At 68.2% G+C, this 23,019-nt stretch carries 2 protein-coding genes (1 of these 2 only partly in view); both read right to left on the bottom strand.

The features are described from left to right. Positions 1 to 39: 39 nt before the first annotated feature. Entirely contained in the window at positions 40 to 324 is a 285-nt protein-coding gene (locus ACFK0J_RS05715) for a hypothetical protein (RefSeq protein ID WP_378737215.1), read from the bottom strand. Between the two features lie 21 nt (positions 325 to 345). Beyond that, positions 346 to 23,019 carry the 3' portion of a sigma factor-like helix-turn-helix DNA-binding protein gene (locus tag ACFK0J_RS05710; protein ID WP_378737213.1) on the bottom strand. Its footprint extends 14,097 nt past the window's final position, so the window shows 22,674 of its 36,771 coding nt (coding positions 14,098-36,771); its start codon lies beyond the right edge, outside the window; the stop codon is at positions 346 to 348.

Here is a 23,019-nt window from a genome sequence, read left to right as displayed (position 1 = left end):
TCGGCGAGACCCCCTGGAACCAGGGGCATCCGGCGAGGGCTATTGATTCCGCTTGCGGGCGTTGTGCTCGGCGATCAGCCGCTCCAGGTCCGCTTGCCGGGCAGCGGCGTTGGAGCCGTCCAGTTGACCTGCGAAGGCGGCGCGGGCCGCGGCGACGAGATCGTCGGTGACCGCGGGATATGCCCGCGCGATGGCGATGAGGGCGGCGTCGGTTTCCATATCGAGTCCGGTTTCCGAACGCAGGCCGCCCCCGGTCGTCACCGAGGTGAGTTCGGCTTCGAAGTTGCGGCGTAGTTCATCATCGGTGGGGTATCGGCTGCGCACCGTGAGTCCTCCATTCGTTGGTTATTGATCATCGGCCTGGCCGGTGCCGGTTTCCCGGCGCCTGCGTTCGGCAGCCTCGCGCACGTCGCGCATGAACCGTTCATACAGTAGGTGCTGGGCCGGGGTGGCGCGGTCGCCGTGCAAGATCACCGCAGCGCCTGATTCGGGGTACGCCTCTTTCAAGTTCAGCGAGCCGTCCTTGGTGAAGCTGTACCCGGTGAGCTGGGCTTCGAGCCAATCCGAGAAGTCCGGGACACCCGCGGGATGCTGCTGCTCGTACAGCTCGATCAGCGCGCTCAGCGCGGCCAGCCGGTCGGCCCGCATCGAGGCGGTGTCGACGAAGTATGCGGTGGTGTTGTGCACTGCGTGCAGGGATTCGTGCACGATCGTGCTGCGCACCGGTTGATCGGGCAGACCGGCGAGGAAGCCCCGCGCGATCGCCTCGGCCACCGTCTGCCGGTACAGCTCGGGATTGATGGCGTACCGCTCGTTCAAGGTGATCGACAACGTTCCGACCACCTGGTCGTCGGGCGCGACTATCGCGCGAGTCGTGCCGAGCGTGCCGTCATCCAACGGCGCGAATCCGACCAGCCGTACCGCCATCTCGGGATGTCGCTCGAGCATTTCCCGCAGCGTCGCCTCGAATTCGCGGACTACCGGCAACGGCACACCCGGGGTGTCGAATCCGAAACCGACGATGCGCGCGTCCGCGAGTCCCGCTTGCAGCGCCCGCCTGGCGTCCAGGTGCGCACCCTCGTCCCCGATCGGGTCCGGCGCGATATCCACGCTCCTGCGGTGCCATCGGCCCGCCTGCTCGACCAAGACATCGTGCAGAACCTGCTCGCCCGCGGTGACATCGGCACGTTTACCCATGACGGCCGCGAACGATTCGCGTAGCGCCCGACGGACATGGAACGCCCCGGCGTCGTCGAAACTGCCCGGCCGGAATTCGGTCGTCAACCATCGCGTGAACGCGGCCTCCGTCATCGGCCCGACGTGTGCGGTGTAGTACTCGCGCAACGCGGGCATCGCGTAGACCTCGGCGCGCCAGCGCCCGGCGTAGACCATCGCGTCGCCGAACTCGCGCAGCACGGCGTGGTATAGCGGCCCGGCCGGTTGGCCCGCCTCGGCGGCCACCGCCGCGTTCAGAACGATCATCTCGGTGTACAGCGCCCCACCGAGATCGACGTGCTCCAGTCCGATCACCGCCTGGACGGCCCGGTCCGTTTCGAGAATGGAGGCGCCGCGCAGCTCGATCTCCGGATGCGCCGTCAGGGTGTCGTGTATCGCCTGCGTGTACTCCCGGACGCGGCCGAGTTCCAGTCCGGGAGTATCGAATCCGACAACTTCCAGTCCGTGATGCTCGCGCAGCGCGGCGGCCAGTTCCGCGATCGTCGCGTATCGGCCCACGTCCCAAGCTGATTCGGGCAGCGGCCCGGTGTCCTCGCGCGGCGCCTCCGCATCGGGGCCGTGCTCGCCGACCTGCCGCTGTTCGAGTTCGTGCGGCGCGGCAGCGACATCGTGGCTCGCATCGGCCTCGCGCGCCAGTAGCGCCAGCCGGTCGTGCAGCACCCGCTGCGGCTCGGTGGCCTGGTCACCGTGCAGGAAGACCGCGGCCGCCGCCTCGGCGTACGCCTCGGGCAGATCGAGCAGGCCCCGATCATCGAAGCTGTAGCTGCTGAGTCCGTCGCGCAGCCACCGATGGAACTCGACGGTGTCGACTTCGAAGCGGTCCCTGCCGTACGCCTCGATCAGATCCCGCATTGCCGCCGCGTTGTCCAGCCGCGCCCCGACGACGGAGACGTCGAACTCGGACAGGTAGACATTGTGCAATCCATGGAACATCTCGTGTACGAGCATGGTGTAGGCCGGCGGGTCGACCGGACCGACCAGGTGGCCGGATGCCACCGCTTCGGCGACCTCGTTGCGGAAGTACTCCGGATTGATCGCGTACCGCTCGTTCAGTGTGATCGAGTAGCTGTAGGGCTTGCCACCGGGTTCGAAGTGCAGTCGGGTTTGCGCGAACGCACTGTCGATCAGCGGAGCGATTCTGATAGCGCCGATATCAATTCCCGGATACGCGCCCTGCACGTCGCGGACGGCCGCCGCGAATTGCCGCACCATCTCGAGGTGGACGCCGGGGAGGTCGAGGCCGAAATGCATGATGCCGAACTCCTCGAACAACGCGTCACCGATCGCTGTCCGGTCCGCTGCCCGCGCCGGATCGATGCCGATCGGCAGGCTCGGGTCGTACGGATTCTTGCCGTGCCAGATCTCGGCCTGTTCGACCAATACCCGGTGCAGCACATGTTCCGCCGGGCTGGCGACGGCGCGGTCGCTGACCACCGCTTCGAACGCCCCCACCAACGCCTTCCGCGGATCGAAAGCTCCTCGGGCGTCGAAGGATCCGTGGAATTCTCGCTCCAGCCACCGGTTGAACGCCGAATCTTCCTGCGGCCCATGGGTTTCGGTGAAGTGCTCGCGCAACGCAGGCAGTGCCTCGACCTCGGCACGCCAGCGACCGGCAATGACCATCGCGTCGCCGAAACCGCGCACGGCAGCGTTGTAGATGGCCCCTTCCGGGAGGGTGGCATCGGTGGCCAACCGCTCATTGAGCACGAGCCACGCGGTGTGCACCGCGCCGGGCGGCAGTTCCTCGCTGAATCCTGGCAATGCGAGCGTGTCCCGAGTCAGCTCCTTGATGGCGACGCCACGCAGATCCAGCTGTGGATGTGCGGCGCGCATGTCGAGGACCGCGTGGCCGAACTCCATCAGGTTCTTCCCGATCAGGCCCGGCGTATCGAATCCGGTGACACCGAGGCCGACGTGCTCCATCAGCGTCGCGACGATCGCGGCCTCACCGAATTCGCCTGTCGCGTTGTTTATTCGGCGCTCTTGCGCGTCGAGTCCGACTTCTGCCGGACGATCGGGCGAGCCGGACTTCGCCTCGTTGTCGTGCCCGCCCAACCCCATCAGGTGCTCGTAGAGTGCGCGCTGGCCGTCGGTAGCACGGTCGCCGTACAAGATGACGGCCGCGCCCGCCTCCGCGTAGGCCTCGAGCAGTTCGAGATCCGCGGGACGGCGGAAGAAGCTGTAGTCGGTGAGCTCAGCGACCAACCACGCCTCGAACGCTTCCTTGTCCACCGGGCCCGGATGCGTTTCGCCGTACTTGTTCATCAGCGCTTCGAGAGCACTGTTGCGGACCTGCCCGACCTCCCAGGAGGAGATCCCCCGCGCGTTGTGCAGGGCATGCATCATTTCGTGCACGATCACGGAGTACGTCGGCCGTTCGGGCAAGGCGACCGCGAAGCCGGTCCGCACCCCCTCGGACACGTACTGGCGCAACAGCTCCGGGTTGATCGCGAACCGTTCGCTCAGGACGATGGCCGACTCGTATCCCGGCGCACCCATTCTCGGCATGGGACGGGTAAAGGCGATGCCGTGTTCGCCGACGTCCAACGGTTCGATGCGGATGCCGCTCACCACGATATCGGGGTGTAGCGCGAGGACATCGCGGATTCCGTCGGCGAACTCGCGGGCCACACCGAGATCGACCAACGGGAGATCGAACCCGGAGACCGAGATACCGAGCTCGGCACGCAACGCCTCGGCGATTTCGGTCCTGGCCCGCACCAGTTCGGCGCTCTCCCCGGCGGCGACGGCGTGTGGTTCCTTGCCCGCCCATTTCTCGGCCTGCTCGACGAGCACGTCGTAGAGGACTTTCATCCCCGGGGTGGCCGCGGTCGGGTCGAGCTCGACCGCGACAAAGGAATCCTGCAGCGCCTTGCGGGGGTCGAGTGCACCGGACTCGTCGAAGATCTTCGCGTCGAACTGCGTACGCAACCAGTCCCCGAAGCCGGAAGCATCAGTTACGCCGAGCTTTTCGCGGTAGTACCGCAGCAATTCCGGCATAGCGTGCACTTCCGCGCGCCACCGGCCGGTGAAGACCATCGCATCGCCGAATTCCCGAACCACGGCCTCGTACACTCGGCCGGTCGGCGCGGACGCCTCGTGCATCAATTCGTAGCTCAGCGCGATCCGAGCTGTGACTATCCCATTGCGGTCGACACCGAGCAGCGCGGCGGCGTCGCGCGATTGCCATTTGATGTCGAGCCCGCGCACCGGAATATGCGGGTGTGCCGCCATCAGGTCGTGCACCGCTTGGGCGAATTCGCGTTCCCGAGCAGCGTGCGCGGACCCGAAGACGTGCGCCGCGATCCCGTGCGTGCGCTCGAGCTGGTTGCCGATATCCCGCGCGCTCGGCGGTTCGCTCTTCGCACCCCAACGACGTTGCGCGGGCGGTGGTCCTTCTTCCGGCAGGGCGGCTCGTCCCGGCAGGGCCGCTCGCCGTGCGCCCGGCTCCGGCTCGGGCCCGGCCATCCGGTGCGCGGTGCCGTTGCCGTGCGCCGCGCGCGCCAGCCGTTGCAGTCGATCGTGCAGCACCCGCTGCGGTTCGCTCGCCTGATCACCGCGCAGGAACACCGCGGCCGCCGCCTCGGCGTATGCCTCGGACAGATCGAGCTTCTGGTGCCCCTCGAAGCTATAGGAGGTCAACCCGTCGCGCAGCCACTGGTGGAACTCGTCCGTGCTGACTGTGCCGCGGTCCCTGCCGTACGCCTCGATCAACTCACCGAGCGCGGCGGTGTACTCGCGCCGCTGCCCGTCCGGGGTGAGGTCGGACACGGACAACGAGACGTTGTGCAATCCGTGGAACATCTCGTGCACCACGATGGCGTACGCCGGACGATCGGCCGGACCGACCAAATGGCCGTGTGTCACCGCATCGGTGAGCTCGTTGTGGAAAAGCTCCGGATTGATCGCGTAGCGCTCGTTCAGCGTGACCGAGAGGGTGTAGGTCTTGCCGCCCCGGCCGAATCCCATTTCGGTTTGCGCGAACGTGTCTTCGATCAGCGGCCCGATTCTGATGGCACGGAGATCTATTTCCGGATACGCGGCCCGCACATCGCGCACCGCCGCCACGAAGTCGCGCACTACGTCGAGCTGGACACCCGGGGAGTCGAGGCCGAAGTGCTCGATACCGAGTTCCTCGCGCAGTGCGTCGCCGATCGCGGTTCGCTCGGCTACCCGCGCCGGGTCCTCGGTGACCGGCAGGCTCGGATCCTGCGGGTCCTTGCCGTGCCAGAGCTCGGCCTGTTCGATCAACAGACGATGGAGCACCTGGTCTGCCGGAGTCGCGGAGTAGCGCTCGTTGGCCACCGCCTGGAACGACGCGACCAGCGCCTTGCGCGGGTCGAAGGCGCCTTGGGCGTCGAAGCAGCCGGCGAACTCTTGCTCGAGCCAGCGGGTGAACGCGGGCTCCCGCGCTGGCCCATGGGTTTCCGCGTAGTGCTGCCGGAGCGCGGGCAGCGCCTCGACCTCGGCGCGCCAGCGACCGGAGATGACCATCGCGTCGCCGTACGCGAGCACGACCGCGTCGTAGACGGTCCATTCCGGCAAGTTCGGGTCGGTGGCCAGCCGCTCGCTCAGCACGATCAATTCCGCGTACACGGCACCCGGGGTCAGGTCATCGGAGTAGCCCGGGACGGCCAACGAATCCCCGGCCAGCTGCTCGACAGCGACACCATGCAGATCCAGCTGGGGATACTCGGCGCGCATCTCGAGAATCGCGTGGCCGAGCTCCACCAGGTTCTTTCCGACGATGCCGGGAGTGTCGAACCCCTCCACGCCGAGATCGACGGTTTCCATCAGTCGTGCGACGGCCTCCGCATCACCGGATCCGCTTGTCGCCCTGTTGATTCGGCGGGTCGGCGGGTCGGGAACCGTTTCCTGGGTGATGATCTCGCCGAGTCGCAGGATGGTCCGCTGCCGCAGTGATCTGACGGCGGTGTGCGTGCGATCCATCGCGGCCGAGATGGCGACGATCTGCTTACCCTGCAGCATCGACAGGCGAGCGTACTGCCGCTCCGTCTCGGGGAGTTGATCGATAGCGCGCCGCAAGACCTCCGGCGACTCCCGAGTCGTGCGCTCCACCAACGCGGTCGCCTCGGCGAGGCTCATCCGCTCTTCACCGCGCAGCACCTCGGCCAGCCGCCGAACCGCTTCCTTCTGCAGGTTGTTCACCGCGTCTTCGGTCTTCTTCATGGCGGTCGCGACCTCGGCGGCGGTGTACTCCTTCACGATGCGCAGCCGGATCACCCGCCGATGCTCGTGGTCGAGTTGCTCCAGCGCGCGCCGGAATTCCGCGGGCTGGTCTCGGTGGGTGGCGCGCACCAGCGTCAGATCCGCACCACCCGGCCGGGCGGGCAGCGTCTCGCCGGAGAGCAATGCCGCCAGCGCCTGTACCGCCCTGCGCTGCGATCCGACCACCGAATTCTCGGTGCGGCCGAGCGCTTCCGCGATCTCGGCCACCGTCTGCCCGCGCAGGAACCGCGGCTCCGCGACCTCCCGCTGCTTGCGTGGTAGCTCCTCGATGGCGCGGCGCAGTCGTTCCGGGTTCTGCTCGGCCGCTTCGCGAACCGTCAGCAGATCGGTCGCGGCGACGCCACGCCTACCGCCGGAAGACGCTGTGTCCGTGGGCGTCGCCGCGGTTTCGGTGCGCGCGCCGAGCAATTCGGCCAGTTTGCGTACCGCGCGGCGTTCCTGCGCCGCCACCGCGGCGGTGCCCTTGCCCATTTCCCGGGCGGCCTGCTCGACCGTGAGTCCGCGATCGAATCGGAGCTCGACCAGGCGTTGCTGGTCGGGTGTCAGGCGCGCGGCCGCTTGCTGCGCGGCCGTCCGGTTGTCGCGGAAGGCCGCCTCGACCCGCTGTAGCGCCTCGGTACTCGAGAACCGCTCGACACCGGTCAGCAATTCGGCGAGCCGGTGCACGGCACGAGATTTCACCAAGGCGAGCTGGGGTGCGCTGCGGTTCATCTCGGCGCCGACCTCGCGTAGCGACCTGCCCTGTTCGTAGTGCAGCTCGGCGAATTGCCGTTGCACTCCCGGCAATTCGGCGATAGCGCGGCGCAGGGCCGCCCGATCGGTGCGCTGCGCCTCGACCACGACCCGCTCGTTCGGGGGCAGGTTCGTACCCCGCTCGGTGACAATGTGTCCCGCCAGTTCCCGGACCGCGGCGCGTTGCAATTGCTCGACCATCTCCGGCGACAGCCGCACCGCCGCGGCGATCTCCGTGGTGGAGCGGCCCTCCCAGAACCGCAGCACGATCACCTTGCGCTGGCTGCCGCCCATCTTCTGCAGCGCGAGCTGGATCTCGGAACGGGTGGCGGTGGCCAGCGCCTGACTGTGCGGATTGGACTCGATCAGTTTCTCGGCCTGTCGCAGTGCCGCCTGCGTGGACTGCTGGAACCGGGTGAGCCTGGCATCCTGCGCCCCGGCCGCCGGTGCGCCGGGTGTCGAGTGCGCATCGCCGGCACCCTTGTTCGAGCGCGTCGGCAGTCCGTCCGGCACGGCGCCCGGCTCCGCCCGCGCCGGCGGCACCGCTCCCGGTTCGACACTCGGCGGCCGCAGCGCGACCAGATGGTCGTACAGCGCGCGCTGGCCGGTGCTCGACCGGTCGCCGAGCACGATCACGGCGGCACCCGCGTCGGCGTAGGCCTCGGGCACATTGAGGACGTCGCTGCGATGGAAGCTGTAGTCGTTGAGCTCGGTACGCAACCATTGCGTGAACTTCGTCTTGTCGACCGGGCCCGGGTGGGTCTCGCTGTACTTGTCGAGCAGCGCGTTCATGGCGGCTTCCTGTGCCGCCCGCACACCGGCCGCGGAGTTCTCGAAACCGGTGCCGATGTGGACCACGTGAATCATCTCGTGCACGATCGCGCTGTACACCGGGCGATCGGGCAACGCGGTCTGGAAGCCGATGTGCACGTCCTCGGCCAGGTATTGCCGGAACAGCTCCGGGTTGACCGCGAACCGCTCGTTCAGCACGATCTCGGGCGCGTACTGGGACCGGCCGTTACCGTAGGCCACTCGCGTCTCGGCGAAGACGTTCTCGTTCGCCAACGGCGCGATGCGGATCCTGCGCACATCGATGTCCGGGTGCCGGGCAAGGACCGCACGGATCGCCGTGTCGATCTGTCGCACGGTATCGAGCGAGACCCCGGGCAGTTCGAGCCCGACGCCCTCGATGCCGAACTCCCGGTCGAGCGTGTCGGCGATGTCGAGCCGATCCATGATGTGCTCGACGCCCTCTTCGGGCGCGATGACGTACGGATCTTCCCCGGCCCACTTCTCCGCCTGTTCGATCAGCACGTCGTGCAAGATCTGCTGTCCCGCGGTCAGCGCCGACGGGTCGCGCTTGGCGGTGACGAACGATTCCACCAGCGCGATGCGCGGATCGAGGGCGCCGGTCCGGTCGAAGCTGCCCGCCTCGAATTCGGCGCGCAGCCACCGCTGGAAGCCCGGCTCGTCCAGTCGCCCATGGGTTTGCGCGTAGTGCTGGCGCAGTTCGGTCAGCGCGTGCACCTCGGCACGCCAGCGCCCGGTGTACACCAGCGCCGTACCGAATTCGCGCAGCACCGCGTCGTAGACGCGCCCCGACGGCAGCGACGGGTCGCGGGCGAGCGCTTCGCTCAGCGCGATCGACTTCGTGAACACCGGCGCGCCGGAAAGCACCTCTTCCCGGAAGCCGAGTACCGCTTCGGCATCCGCTTCCGTCAGCCTGATGTCGAGCTCGCGCAGCGCTACCTGCGGATGCGCTTCCATCAGGTCGTGCACCGCTTGCGCGAACTCGCGGGCACGATTCAGGTCGGCACGGCCGAAGCGCTTCACTTCGATGCCGTGCGTGTCATCGAGCACCTTGGCCAGATCTCGCCAGTCCGCGGCATTTTTTGCGTCCCAACGGCGTTCCTCGGCGGGCGGGCCGTGGGCCGGTGGTTCGCCTTCGCCCGGGCGCGCTCCGATCCGCGTATCGGGCCGGTCGGCACCCGCCGCACCGGACGGTTCGCTGCCGTCGACGAGCGGATGTTCGGCCCGGCCATCGGGGTGGAAGACGATGCCGTAGACACCGGCGACGTCCGCTGGGCGCGCACCCCACGGGTACGCGTATTCGTAGACGACGTCGTCGATCTTCTCGTGCACCATGACCTCGCCGTCGGGCGCGCGGTACACCACCATCGCATGTGCTCCGACTTCCGTTGACACACCACGGAATTCGACTACGCCGAGCACGGTGTCACCGGTGTCGCGCACGTGCGTGGCCAGCGCGTCCAGCGACGGGAACCCGCCGCGATGCCAGTCGGCGCTCGCCGCGACCGCGTATTCTTCGGCGCTCACTCCGCGCGCCCGCACTTCCGCGGTCTCCGCCATCGGACGGATACCGCTGTTTCCGGTGACTTTCCTACCGAACGACAAGGATTCCGGCGCACAGTTTTTCGGCCCGTCCGCGGTCACGTGCGTCCGCGAGACGAGTCCATCCGGTCGGTTGAAGGCCGTCGCACCCACGCCCGCTCTGTCGCGGGTCAGCACCGCGAATTCGGTCCACCGAAGCTTCGGCAGCGACCGGGACTCCGGCGCGGGAACGGGTTCGGCGCCCGTATGGATCGGCGTCGCGCCTTCATGGATCGGCGTTCCGCCGTGTCGCGGCAGCGGCCCTGCCGGGCGCGGTGGCGGGTCGCCGAAGGCAACCGGCTTCGGTGCGCCCGAGCCGGATTCGACCCGACCCGACGGACGAGGCGACCAGTCGCCCACGCCACGTCCGCCGCGCGGCGACCAGTCGCTCACCCCACGCCGGAGTCGGGGTTTGGTTGGGGGGTGTTCTGCCGCAAGGTATTCGGCGATCCGATGCAATGCCGTGCGCTCGAAATCGCGCACCGCGTGCTCGGTCGTCCGCAGTGCCGCGGCAACGTCGGCGACGGACTTACCGTCGCCCCAGTACCGGAGCAGCACGACCTTCCGCTGATTCCCGTGCAGTAGGTCGACCGCGTTCTTGATATCCGCCCTGGTGGACTTGGCCAGTGACTGAGCGAGCGGGCTCGAGGCGTCAGCCCGCTCGACGACGCGTACAGCTTCCCGAATGGTGTCCCGGAACTGCTCGAATCGAACGTGCTCGGCCACCACACTCTTGGCGATGGCCTGCAACCAGTGGTCGACCCTGCGCTCCCCGATCGACCGAATATTTTCCGCCGCGCGAGTGAAGGTCTGCGCGGTCAGTGCCTCTGCGAGGCGTCGATCCGGCACCGCCGCGGCCACTTGCTCGCCGATCTTGTTCTGGTGCAGGTCGCGAAGCAAGGCGAACGCTCGCGAGTCGCCCGCTTGCGCCGCCCGCGCCGTAGCGGGGAACGCCATGTCGGTGAGGTTCTTCAGCCCGTTGCGATACGCCTCCCGGACGGCCCCGTTGGTGGGCCTCGACCCGCTGCCGCGGCCTATCTCCCCCGCCGCCTCCGGGATCGAACGGCCCTCCAGCACAACGAGTTCCACGGCCCGACGCTGCCCATCGGCGAGCTGGGAGATCGCCCGTTCGACCCGGGTCGGGTCCTGTGCCCGCGCGATGTCGATCAACGTCCGCCGTTGCGGCGTGGTGAACGACGTTGTGTCGGTGGCAAGGTGGCCGACGGGTTCGCCGAGCCCGGGGAGCCGATCCGCCAGGCGGCGCGCCGTCTGGTAGCGCAGGCTCTCGACCGTCTGAATGGACCGGTTCGTCTGCTCCGCGATCCGCTCGACAGTCTGCCCCGCCAGGAAGTGTCGCGTGCCGAAGTCGTGGAATGCGCCGGGGAGCCGATCGATCGCGGCCGCCAGCGCTGTCCGATTGTGCTGCAAGGCATCCTCGACCACGCGGATCGGCGAAACACCGGCCGGGCGGGCGGCCATCTCGGCGGGTGCCGCGAGCAGATCGGTCAGCTTGCGCACCGTGCGACCGCGCAGCAGCCACACGGCGGCTTCGCTCTTACCGGTCCGCTCCACGATCTGGGCGGTCGTCAGGCCCTCCTCGAAGTGCCAGCCGAAGAACTCACGCTGCTCGGCACTGAGGTGGTCGAGGGCTTCGCGCAGCGCGGCGGAGTTGTTCCGATGAGCTTGTTCGAGCGCGACGATCAAGGTGTTCGGTGCCGGGCGGCCACTGAATTCCCGTGCCCCGGTGAGCAGGTCGGCGACGTGCGCGAACGCCGAGATCCGCTCCCCGCGCAGGTGAGCGGGTTTGCGGCCGGTGGCATCGGCGATGTCCTTGATGGTCTTGTTCTCGAACAACAGCTGCTCGGCGAGCTGTCGCCTGCGGTTGGGCAGCTCCCCGATCGCCCGCAGCGCCTGCTCCCGGTTCTCGACCAACGCGGCCCTGATCAGCTGCTCGTTCGGCGACATCCGGCGGGCCGGTGGCGTGGCGGCGGAATCGGCTCGGTGCTCCGCTTGCGGATCGACTGGCGGGGCTTCCGCGCCGCCCCCGCGCTCGGCCCGATTCTCTACCAGCCGCAACAGCCGGTCGTACAACACCCGCTCCGCGTCGGTTGCCCGGTCCGGGTGGAACACCACGGAGACGCCCGCTTCGGAATACGCCTCGGGCAGGTTGAGCATGCCGCCCTTGTCGAAGCTGTACCCGCTGAGCTCGCCGCCCAGCCACTCGTACACATTGCGCCAGTTGCCCTGACCACGAACTTCGTAGAACTTGTCGACCAGTTCGCCGAACGCGCCCTGGTAATCCACCACATGTGCCTCGGCGGAGTCCCGCAATCCGGCCGCGTACTGCACAGCGTGGAACGCTTCGTGCGTGATGTCGACCCGCACCGGATTGTCGGGCGGACCGCTCATGAAGCCTTCGGCCGCGAGGCGCTCGAGCCGTTGCCGGTGCAGTTCCGGGTTGATCGCGTAGCGCTCGTTCAGCGTGATCGATTTCGTGTAGACGGAGCCGTCGTCCTTGACCGCATGGACGGAGCTGGCGAACGTCCCGTCCGGCAGCGGCCCGACCTGGATCTCCGCCAGATCGATCTCGGGATGCCGCGCGATCATGTCGCGCACGGTTGCGACGAACTCACGAGCGGTATCCAGGTGTACCCCAGGGATATCGAGTCCGGTCGCCGCGATGCCGTGGTCCTTGTCGAGCCGGGTTGCGAGCTCGGACCTGGCCCGCTGCTCGATCGGATCATGGACCAGCGGCACCAGGGGGCTGTGCGCGCTTCGGCCGTGCCAGATGTCGGCCTGCTCGACCAATACGTCGTAGAGCACGCGCTGGCCCGGGGTGGCGGTGTTGCCGGTGCCCGCGACGGCGGCGAACGAACGCACCAGCGCCTCACGCACATTGAGCGTTCCGGAACGCTCGAGAATGTCGGTGCCGAATTCCGCCAGCAACCATCGCGTGAATTCCGGCTCGCGGACGGGTCCGACGTTGCTCTCGTAGTACCTGCGCAGTTCCGGCAGCGCGGATACTTCCGCGCGCCACCGGCCCTCGTACACCATCGCATCGCCCAACGCCTCGACGACGGTGTCGTACACCAGGCCGTCGGGCAGATGTTCGGCAGCGGCCAGCCGTTCGCTCAGGATGATGCCCTCGGTGAACAGCGGCGATTCGGGACCGCGTCCGGATCCGCCCAGCACCGTCTCGACGTTCTTCTCGATCTCCCAGACATCGATCCTGCGCAGGTCCAGCTGGTGCGCGTCGACAACGTCGTGCACCGCTTGCGCGTATTCGCGCAGCCGCGCGAGATCCATACCGGCACGGTCGAATCCGATGACGGTCAGTCCGGTCCGCTCGGCAAGGCCCGCGGCGAGTTCTTGTGCGGTCCGATACCGCTTCGCGTCCCAGGCGGATGTCGGGTCCGGCGCGGTCTGCGCTCCGGAGTCGACCGCGGGCCGGTCCCCGGACTCTGCCGAGCCGCGCGGGTGCTCTGCCGCCGAACGCCGCGGTGCCCCAGGCGAATCCGATCCGGCCGCGGCTGGCTTGTCGGCCCGGGCTTCGGGCCGCGCATCGCCGTCGCGTCCGTGCGCTTCGCCTGGCCGCGCCTCGTCGATAGCGGTCCCGGACGGGCGATCGGTGTCGAACACCGTCTCCGCGCGGGGCTGGCGGTGGAAGTCGTAGCGCTGGAAGTCCTCGGCCAGGATCAGGCCGTCCTGCTCGACGAGTCGGCGCAGCGCGCGATCGTTGGATCGAGCGGACGGCCGGTAGTGGCCACTGCCATCGTCCGTGGCGACCGGGCGACCACCCGGTACCTCGATCGACCCGGCACCGGCCACCCGCTCACCCGCGAGGAACGTCGAATGGTGGCGTCGGCGCACCGCGTCTTGGGTTTCAGCGTAGAGATTGACGCATTCGTCGATCACGTACATCACTCGGCGCGAGTCCGGATCGGCGCCCGCGACCTGGGACGAGTCGAACAATTTCCCGTCCATCGCCCGATAGAGCCTGCCGTCGGGCCCGACGACCAGCCGATACGCTTCCCGCTCGGCCGGGGTCAGGTACTCGACGCGCTCCATCAGCGAGCGGCTCGGGTCGTTCTCGCCGTAATACTCTTCGCGCAGTGCGTGATCCGCGGGCAGGGCCGGTTCGGTGCGCGCGGGTGGGATCTGCTCGGGCGCGAGATCGCGCGGCACCGAGCGCCACAGGCCATCGATGTCCTGCCAGAAGGTGACCTCGGCTCCGCGCCACGGTCCGGATTCGACCACCGCCCGCCAGGTGTCGGGCGATGACTCGTTGTACGTCAGTCGCACCACGTCGGTCGAATCGACTCGGGCCGAGAGGTAGTGGATCTGCGCGCCCGGCCGAGTGAGTGCGTCGCGCAGCTCGGGATGCCGATCCAGCGCACTGGTCAGCACATTGTCATGACCGATGCCCTCCCAGTCGATGATGATCGCGCGCGGCCGTTCGCCCTCGACCAGTCCGACCCGCGCGGTCAAGGCGCGACCGCCCGCGTCGGCGATGTAGTCGCGTGCGACGGCATCGAGCTGGCCCTCGAACTCGAAATTCGGGCTTTCCCAAGCGAATTCCAGCTCCGCCCGACCGGGTTGGCGCACCTCGTCGGGAGCCGGGTGGCCGCCGACCCGCTCGACCGGTCCCGGACGCGGGGCATCCGGCTCGCCCTGCGGTCCCCTGGTCTGCGCGAGCGGATCACCGTCCGCCGGCGGGTCCCAGAACCGTTCGCCGGTCTCGCCTCTCGGGTCGGCATCCAGCCGGGTCAGTGAGCGCAGGTGGTCGTAGAGGACCCGCTGGCCGTCGCTCATCAGCTGGTCGCCGTAGATGAACGCGGCCGCGCCCGCCTCGGCATACGCCTCCGGCAGTCGGAGGTGTTCGCCGCCCTCATGGAAGCTGTAGTCGGTGAGCTGGTCGCGCAGCCACTCCTGGAATTCGGCCGGGTCCACCCGATCCGGATTCTTTTCGAAGAACTTCTCGACCAGCACGTCGAGCGCCGCGTCGCGGGCCGCGATCTGGCTGTCGAAGGACTTGTCGTACCCGGCGCTGATATGCAGCCCGTGCATGAGTTCGTGCACCATCGAGCTGTACGCGGGCCGCTCGGGGTCGGCGACCAGATGACCGGAATCGAAGTCCTGAGTCATGTGCTGCGCGAACAGGTCCGGATGTATCGCGTACCGCTCGTTCAGCACGATCTCCCGCACGTGCTGCGCCCGGCCGCCCTGGTAGACCATCCGGGTCTCGGCGTATACCGCCTCGTCCCGCAGTGGCGCGATCCGGATTCGGCGCACGTCGATGTTCGGGTGCCGCTCGAGCACGTCGCGGATCGCCGCGTCCAGTTGCCGCACGGTGTGCAGGTCCACCGCGGGCATATCGAGCCCGGACGACCGGATGCCGAACTGGTCCTCCAGGTCCACCGCGATGAGCCGCTTTTCCTGAGCTTCCCAGGCACGCTCCCCGGCCTCGACGTAGGACGGGTCGCCTGCGGCACCCCATTTCTCGGCCTGCTCGACCAGCACGTCGTGCAGGATCTGCTTGCCGGGGGTGATCGGCGACGGGCCGCCCTTGACCGCGACGAACGACTCCTCCAGCGCCATGCGCGGATCGAGTTGGCCTGCCGCGTCGAAGCAGTGCGGATCGAACTGCTCGCGCAGCCACGGCTGGAAATCTTGCGCCCGTCCCCCGGTTTCGGCGTAGTGCCCTCGCAAAACGGGCAGTGCGTGCACCTCGGCACGCCAGCGACCGGAATACACCAGCGCACTGGCGAACTCGCGCACGACTGCGTTGTAGATCCGGCCGGGCGGCAGGTTCGGATCGGTGGTCAGTCTGGTGTTCACCAGGATCGACTCCGCCCACACCGGGCCGCCGCCGGGGCGGTCCTGCTGGTCGCCGAAGCCGAGCACGGCCTCGGCATCCCGCACGCCGTTGTGGACGTCGAGCTCCCGCAAGAACACATACGGGTGCTCGGTCATCAGGTCGTGGATCGCCTGGCTGAACTCCCGAATACGGTCGATGTGTCCGTTGCCGAAGGTGACCACGTCGAGGTCGTGGTTGTCGTAGAGCGCCTCGGCCAACTCGCGGGGGTGCTCGTATGCCCATGCGTTCCACGGCAATTCCCCGCGGAAGCCACCCGCGCCGGATCGCGGGTCGAAACTCATCCGCTGCTCCGGACTGCCGCCCTGGCCTTCCTCGGGGAACGTCGGGAAGAAGCCGCTGGTCGGATCGTCCTTCATCAGTGCGTCCAGCCGTGCGGTCAGGCTGTCCATGTCACTGTTCCCGCCGCGTGCTTGCCGCTCCTGCTCGGCCTTGGCCTCGCTCAGCAGCAGTGCGTGGGCGACCCGCTCGCCATCGGTGGCGGCGTGGCCCTTGTGCGTCACCGCCGCGTACGCCTCCGGCAGGAGTTCGACCGGGTTCAGGACACCGTCGGAGTCGAAGCTGTACTTGCTGAACTGGGTGTGCACCCAATCCATGAACGCGCCCATGTCGTCGGACTTGAATTCCATCCGGTAGTGATGGAACAGCTCGTAGAGCAGTTCATTACGAGCGCCGTGGGCTCCGGCGTTGTCGACCGCGTGCCCGAACTCGTGCACGATCAGCCCGTACACCGGACGGTCGGCGGGACCGACGGTGAAGCCATCCGCCACCCGCTTGGCCCACATCCGCTCGAGCAATTCGGGCCGAATCGCGTAGCGGGAGTTCAGCGTGATCGAGTGGGTGTGCATGCGGCCGTTGTCCACCCGGACCTCGGTGAGCGCCGGCATCATCAACTCCAGCGGCGCGATGCGCACCGCACGCAAATCGACATAGGGATGCTCGGCGAACCCCCGATCGATCGCCCTGGCGTATTCGAGCGCGGTGCGCACATCCACTCGCGGATTGTCGAACCCGACCGCGATGATCCCGTGCTTCGCGGCCAGTGCCTCGCCTACTTCCCGCGCGCTCGAGTAGTCCGCTGAGTCCCACTCGGTTTCGGGCGTCGAGCGATCCGCCACCGAGTCGGCCGGGTGCTCGGCCCGTTCCCGATGCTCGCCCGGCTCCGACGCGTGATCGCGAACCCCGCTCTCGCCCGGATACGCGCGTTCGCCGCCGGGCCCTTCCGGTCCTTCGGCGAGCTGCCGCAACAACCTGTCGTAGAGCACCTGCTGTGCGTCGGTCGCGGCATCGCCGTGGAAGACCACCGCGACGCCCGCCTCGCTGTAGGCCTCGCCCATGTCGAGCACACCGCGCTCGTCGAAGCTGTAGCCGGTGAGTTCGTCGCGCAGCCATTCCTCGAAGTTCCTCGCGGGCACGCGATCCCGTACCTCGTCGTACTTGGCGATGAGCTCGCGCAGCGCCCCTTCGCGGTCGACGCGCAGCTCGTCGGGTGTGCTGCGCAACCCGGCGGCATTCTGCAACGCGTGGAACGCTTCGTGCGTGACGTCGGTCTGTATCGGGTTGCCCGCATCGCCGACCAGGAACTTTCTGGCGACGGCATCGGCCATCTCACGGGCGTGCAGTTCCGGGTTGATCGCGAATCGCTCGTTCAACGCGATCCACTTGGTGGTGATCGTGCCGTCGCCGTGGTGCCGCCACGCGGTTTGCGCGTAGACCTCCTCCGACATCGGGGTGATCATGATCTGACGGGGATCGATCTCGGGGAACCGCTCCATCATCTGGCGCAGCGTCTCGTCGAACTCACGCACCGTCTCGGCGCGCACGCCCGGGATGTCCAGCCCGACCGGCTCGATGCCGAGATCTTCGCGCAGCCGCTCGCCGATCTCCACCCGCGCGTGCCGATCCACCGGATCCTCGGAACGCGTGACCTGCGGGTTGTACGCGCCTTGGTCATGCCACAATTCGGCCTGATCGACCAGGACCTCGTGCAGCACCTCCTCACCCTTGGTCGGGTAAGGCCGGTCCCCTTCGACGGCGGCGAACGACTGCACCAGCGCTTCGCGCACATCGAGCGCCCGCGCGTCGGTAAAGCAGCTGGCATCGAACTGACGCTCCAGCCACTCGGTGAACGCGGGCTCGCGGGCGGGCCCGTGGTTCTCCTCGAAGTACCGGCGTAACTCCGGCAGTGCCGCTGTCTCGGCGCGCCACCGTCCGGCGTACACCATCGCCTCGGCGAACGCCTCGACGGCGGTGCTGTACACCCGCCCCGCCGGCAGATTCGGCGCCGCGAGGAGCTGCCTGCGCAGGCCGATCGTTTCGGTGAACAGCCGCGCGTTCGGCCCCTCTCCGTCGATCCCCATCAGCACGGAGATGTCGGATTCCATTCGCTTGACCGCGATCTCGCGCACCGTCACCTCGGGATAGGCGACGAGCATGTCGTGCATGGCCTGGACGTACTCGCGCACGTTGTCGAGCACGAGCGGCGAGCCGTCGAAGCCCTGAAGGTCGATGCCGTGGTTATCGGTAAAGGCGTCGAGGAGTTCCCGCGTGGTGGCGTAGTCGTCAGCGGCCCAATCGGCGAGCTCGCGGTGCGGTTCCGTGTGCTCGGGCGGGGCCGGATCCGATTCCCGGCCCTGGATTCCGCGTTCACCCGGCTCCGGACGCACCTCGGGTGCGTGTCCGGTCTGCTCACCGAGCAGCCGCATCATCCGGTTGTACAGCACCTGTTGTGCGTCGGTTGCCCGCTCCGGGTGGAACACCATGGCGACGCCCGCCTCGGCGTAGGCCTCGAGCGGATTGAGCTGGCCGCGCCGGTCGAAGCTGTAACCGCTGAGCTCGGCCTTCAACCACTGGTGGAAGTCCGTTGCCTGGACCCGATCTCGGACGGTGTCGTACCGCACGAGCAGCTCGTTGGTGACTGCCTCCAGTTCGGCCTTCAAGATCTCGGGGGTGTTCCGCAATCCGGCGGCATGTTGCAGCACGTGGAACGATTCGTGCGTCAGGTCGGTGCGGATCGGGTTGTCCGGCGGGCCTTCCATGAAGCCGCGCTCGGCGTCCTCGATCATGCTCTTCCGGTGCAGTTCGGGGTTGACCGCGTATCGCTCGTTGATCGCGATCCATTCGGTGATCACGCGCCCGTCCCGAATCGCCCAGCGGGTGCTCGCGTAGGTGCTCTCCGGCATCGGCAGGACGAGGATGCTGCCCGGTTCGATGTCGGGATACCGCTCGACCAGGGAGCGCAGCGTCGCGTCGACTTCTCGGACGGCACCGAGATCGACGCCGGGCAGCTCGAGTTCGACCGACTCGAGCCGCAGATCCTCGCGCAGACGAGCGCTGATCTGCGCCTTGGCTTCCCGCACCGTAGGCGAATCGACCTGCCCGACGCGCGGATTGTCCGCACCCTGACCGCGCCACAACTCGGCCTGCTCGACCAGCACGTCATGCAGAATCCGGGCGCCGACGGGGACATCCGGCTTTCCGCTGGCAACAAGCGCGAACGATTTCACCAGTGCGTCGCGCACATCGAACCGTCCGGACCGATCGAACGAACCCGGGTCGAACTGCTCGCGCTGCCAGTCGCCGAAAGATCCGCCCGACGGCCCGATGTTCTGCTCGTAATAGCGGCGCAACGCGGGCAACGCCTCGGCCTCGCCGCGCCAACGTCCGGCGTACACCATCGCCTCGGCGTAGGCCTTGGCGGCGTGGCCGCGCACCATCCCCGCGGGCGCCTGCTCTTGGGTGAGCAGACCTTTGTTCAAGGCAATCGATTCGGTGAACATCCGCGCACCGGGGGACGTCCGGCCGTCGGTGCTCTCGATGCCGAGCACTACCTCGGACTGCGGCCCCAGCAAGAACTCGACAGCGATCTGGCGCACCTCGGTGTGCGGGTACGCCACGAGCATGTCGTGCATCGCCTGGGTGTACTCGCGGACGCGATCGACCACCAGCCCGGGACTGTCGAATCCGGCGAGCGGGATGCCATGCGTCTCGGTGAACGAGTCGACGAGTTCTTTTGTGCTCGAGTAATCTTCGGACTTCCACTCGCGTACCGCGTGCTCCGGCTCGCGCGGCGGCAGGTGGGCATCGCCCGCGCCGACCCGCCGGTCTTCGCTGCCGCGGGTACCCGGCTCAGCCGCTTCGGGCAGAGGTGTCGAACGCGAGGTGGATTCGCTTGGGGTGCCCGTGATTTCGATGGTGGTGCGCTCGTGCGGGAGCACCACCGCGGTGACGATCCGGCCGTCCTCGACGGTGAACCGGCCGTGTAGTTCGGTCAGCGGCGGGCCGTCGTGGGTCGCGCCATCGACGAGCAACTCGGCACGGAACGTTCCCCGGGAAACGTCGAAGGTGATCAGCGCTTCCCGGAAACCCAGGAAACGGCCCGTCAGCGGGTACCACGCCTTGTACACGCTTTCCTTGGCGGAGAACAGCACTCGATCCCAATGCACTCCGCTGGGCAGGGTGGGGTCGGCCAACCAGCGCTGCTCCTGCGGCAGCGCCCGCTGCGTCACCGCGTCGGGATGCATGGGTGCGTTGTATTCCACGTCAATGCCGAGGGATCGGACGTCGTGCTTGTCGGCGACCACGGCGAGGTAGTAATCGCGGGTATGCGAGATGCTGCCGACCACATGCTCGGGCCACAGCGGTTCCCCCTTGGCGCCCTTGAGGATCGGGAACTCGACGATGCCGAGCTGTTCCAGCGCCCGGCGCGCGACCGTACGCCCGTTGCTGAACTGACGTTCGGTGCGCTCCCCCTTGCCCGCGATCAGTTCCCGCTCCGCGGGCAACAAGCTCGCGGCCGGATCGTGCCCGATGCTCTCCGCGACACGCGCCTCCGGCAGCATCCGCGCCACCGCGGCACCCGGCCGGTCCGGCGGCAGGCCCGCCCCATTCGCTCGGTGTTCGACGCCCCCCTCGGACCCGTTGGCGCGCTCGGCCTGGGCCAGCTCCGCGTTCAGTCGGTGGTAGCTATCGGCACCGCCGACCAGTGCTTCCAGTTCGGTCAGCCGCTCGGCGACCTCAACCGCTCGCTCGTATCTCGACGGGGCGGGTATCGCCTCGGGTCCGCGTCGCTCGAAGAACGCCATCGGGTCTTCGCGAACGCTTCGGCGCTGGGCCAGGTCCGGTCCGAGTATGTCGCCGAGCTCGGCGCGCAGGGTGTCGCGCTCGCCACGCAGTTGCTCCAATGTCGGTGAGCCGGGAACCAGCTCCGCCGGAGACAGCTCGTGTACCTCGGCCAAACCCTCGATCAGCTCGCGTGCCTGATCACGCTGCACCCGAAGCTGTTCCGGATCGACCGAGCGGGTGACCTCCCGCTCCTGCACCCTGGTCGGCGCATCGGCGGGGCGTCGCGCGGCCGCATTCGAGTGCTCGGGTGTGCCACCCGGCGACCTGGTGGCTGAGTCGCTTGCCGACAACACCGCATCGACACTTTCGGTTCTGACCACCGCGGCCTCGCCGAACTGCGAGGTCAGCCGCTCGTGCAGTTCGCGCAGCGCCTCACGGGCCCGGTCCCCGGCAAAACCGAATTCGGCGTTTTCCAGGCGCACCTTCGGACCATGGGCCTCTTCGCCCACCTTGACGGTGACCCGACCGGGCGCGGCGTCGCCGACCGGGTTGAGTGTCAACGTGATCGACACCGCGCCGGGTTCGCGTGTCTCGCCGGTGACGCTCACCCAGAAGTGGTCGCCGTAGCCCGCGAAAAGCTTGCTGCTGTCGACCCGTCCAGCGATCACGTCGGCAAGCGCGGGAGCTGCCCGATCGGTGCGCCACAGCAAGCCCTGGAATTCGCCGTTCCGGCTGGCCGCCGAAAGATCGGCGCCGAGGCCGATCAGCGTGGAACGGGACTGCGCGAGGAACTTGTGCTCCGCGGCCGAGCCGAGGAAGTCGCGGCTGTAGGAATTGACCTCGACCACGACGCCGTTGTCGATCTCCACCAGCCCGAACCCGGTCACCTCGACCTTCCGGTCGTACGTGCCGTGCAGGGCCCCATGGGTGTCGTGCGACGAGTGCCGGAAGTCCGACGGGCCGGTCGTCACGAAAGCGTCACCCCGAGCGGCGCTGTTGTACAACGCCCCGCCCGGACCGAGAACCTTCCCGTCAGAATTCACCTGAAGCTGGTGGTGCTTGCTCGGCCTGCCGTGCCACCGGTCATACGTCCCGGGATCGTCCGGCATCGTCGTCGCGTAGCCGTCTCGATTCCGCTCGACGGTATCCGAGTGTCGCCCAGCAAGTTCGGCGTCCCGCAGGGATTCCCCGGCACCGCGCTCGCCTTCGGGATTCACCGCGCTGAACTCATCGCGACGCTGCCGGAGGTCGGCGACGATGGCCTCGGCGAATTCGCCGAGCTGGACGGTCCGGTCGTTGCGGCCGGTCAGCTCCAGTGGGCGCGTGCCGCCTCGGAAATCCTGGTCCCAGAATGGGTAGACGGTGAGTTCGGCGGTTTCCTCGCCGAATCGGACCGGGACGACGGAGCCCTCGAGTTCGACCCGGAGCCCGTGTAGTCGGCCATGGTTGATGCGGGCCGCATGGCGCAGTCCGGCCTCGATATTGTTCGCCGCGACGTCGTGGCTGGCGCCGAGCGGGTCGAGGGGCGCGAGCGCCTTGGCCAGTTGCGGAATTCGACGCGAGTCGACGGCGATCGCCACTTCATCCGGAACATGCACCGGCACATGCCGAATCGGTTCGATCGCGGAACGGAGCCAGGCCGGCGCCCGATTCGACTCGTGCAGCTCGAACACCTGATCGCCGACGGCGCCCCGCAGCGTCCGATCGCCGCGGGTGCCGCTTTCCTCCAGCGTGACGGTGACCTCACCGACCGGTCGCTCCAGCGCCGTCGCGACGCGATCGGCGACCTCGAGCCCAGCGGTGTCGACCTTGTCGGCCGGCCAGTCGGACAGTCGCTCGCCCACCCAATCCCAGGCGCGGCCGGCCGCACCCAGCTGCTCACCCTCGGTGCGCGGCCCGGTTTCGGTGCCACGGACCACCAACTCCGAACGCCGAACCGGGGTCGTGCCGGGTTCGTCGGCCCGCACGGAAAGTTCTTGTGCGGCTATGGGTCCCGTCCGCTCCTCGCCGGTCGGGCGCGCTGTGTCATCGGACCGAGCCGACGGACGGTCCGTCCCCGGTTGCTCCTCCTGGGCCGCCGCACGCTGAGCTTCGAGGACGGCTGTCCGCTCCTCCGGCGACAGCATCTCCAGCACGTCGTCGGTCAAGAACGCCGCCGGATCGGGTTCGGGCTCGCGGACCACCTCTGGCTTGTTCTCGGGAGCCGCCTCGCGTTGCGCCTCGAGCATTGCCGCTCGCTCCTGCGGCGACAGCATTTCCAACAGGTCCTCGGACAGGAACGCGGCTGGATCAGGTTCGGGCTCGGGACGTTCGGCCGCATCCGGCGCCCGGGCGGGATTGGCCGGATCGGAATCCTGTTGGCGCGGTGTCTCGTCAGACGAGGCGCCGATACGCAGCTGATCGTCCGGCGGCCGGATGTTGCGGTCGCCGACGCCCTCGACGACCTGACCGTCCTTCCAGACGATGGCCCA

The organism is Nocardia brasiliensis (assembly GCF_042691675.1).
Classification (GTDB): domain Bacteria; phylum Actinomycetota; class Actinomycetes; order Mycobacteriales; family Mycobacteriaceae; genus Nocardia; species Nocardia brasiliensis_D.
The sequence above is the reverse complement of the archived record's forward strand: the minus strand, read 5'-3'. Positions and strand labels throughout refer to the sequence as shown.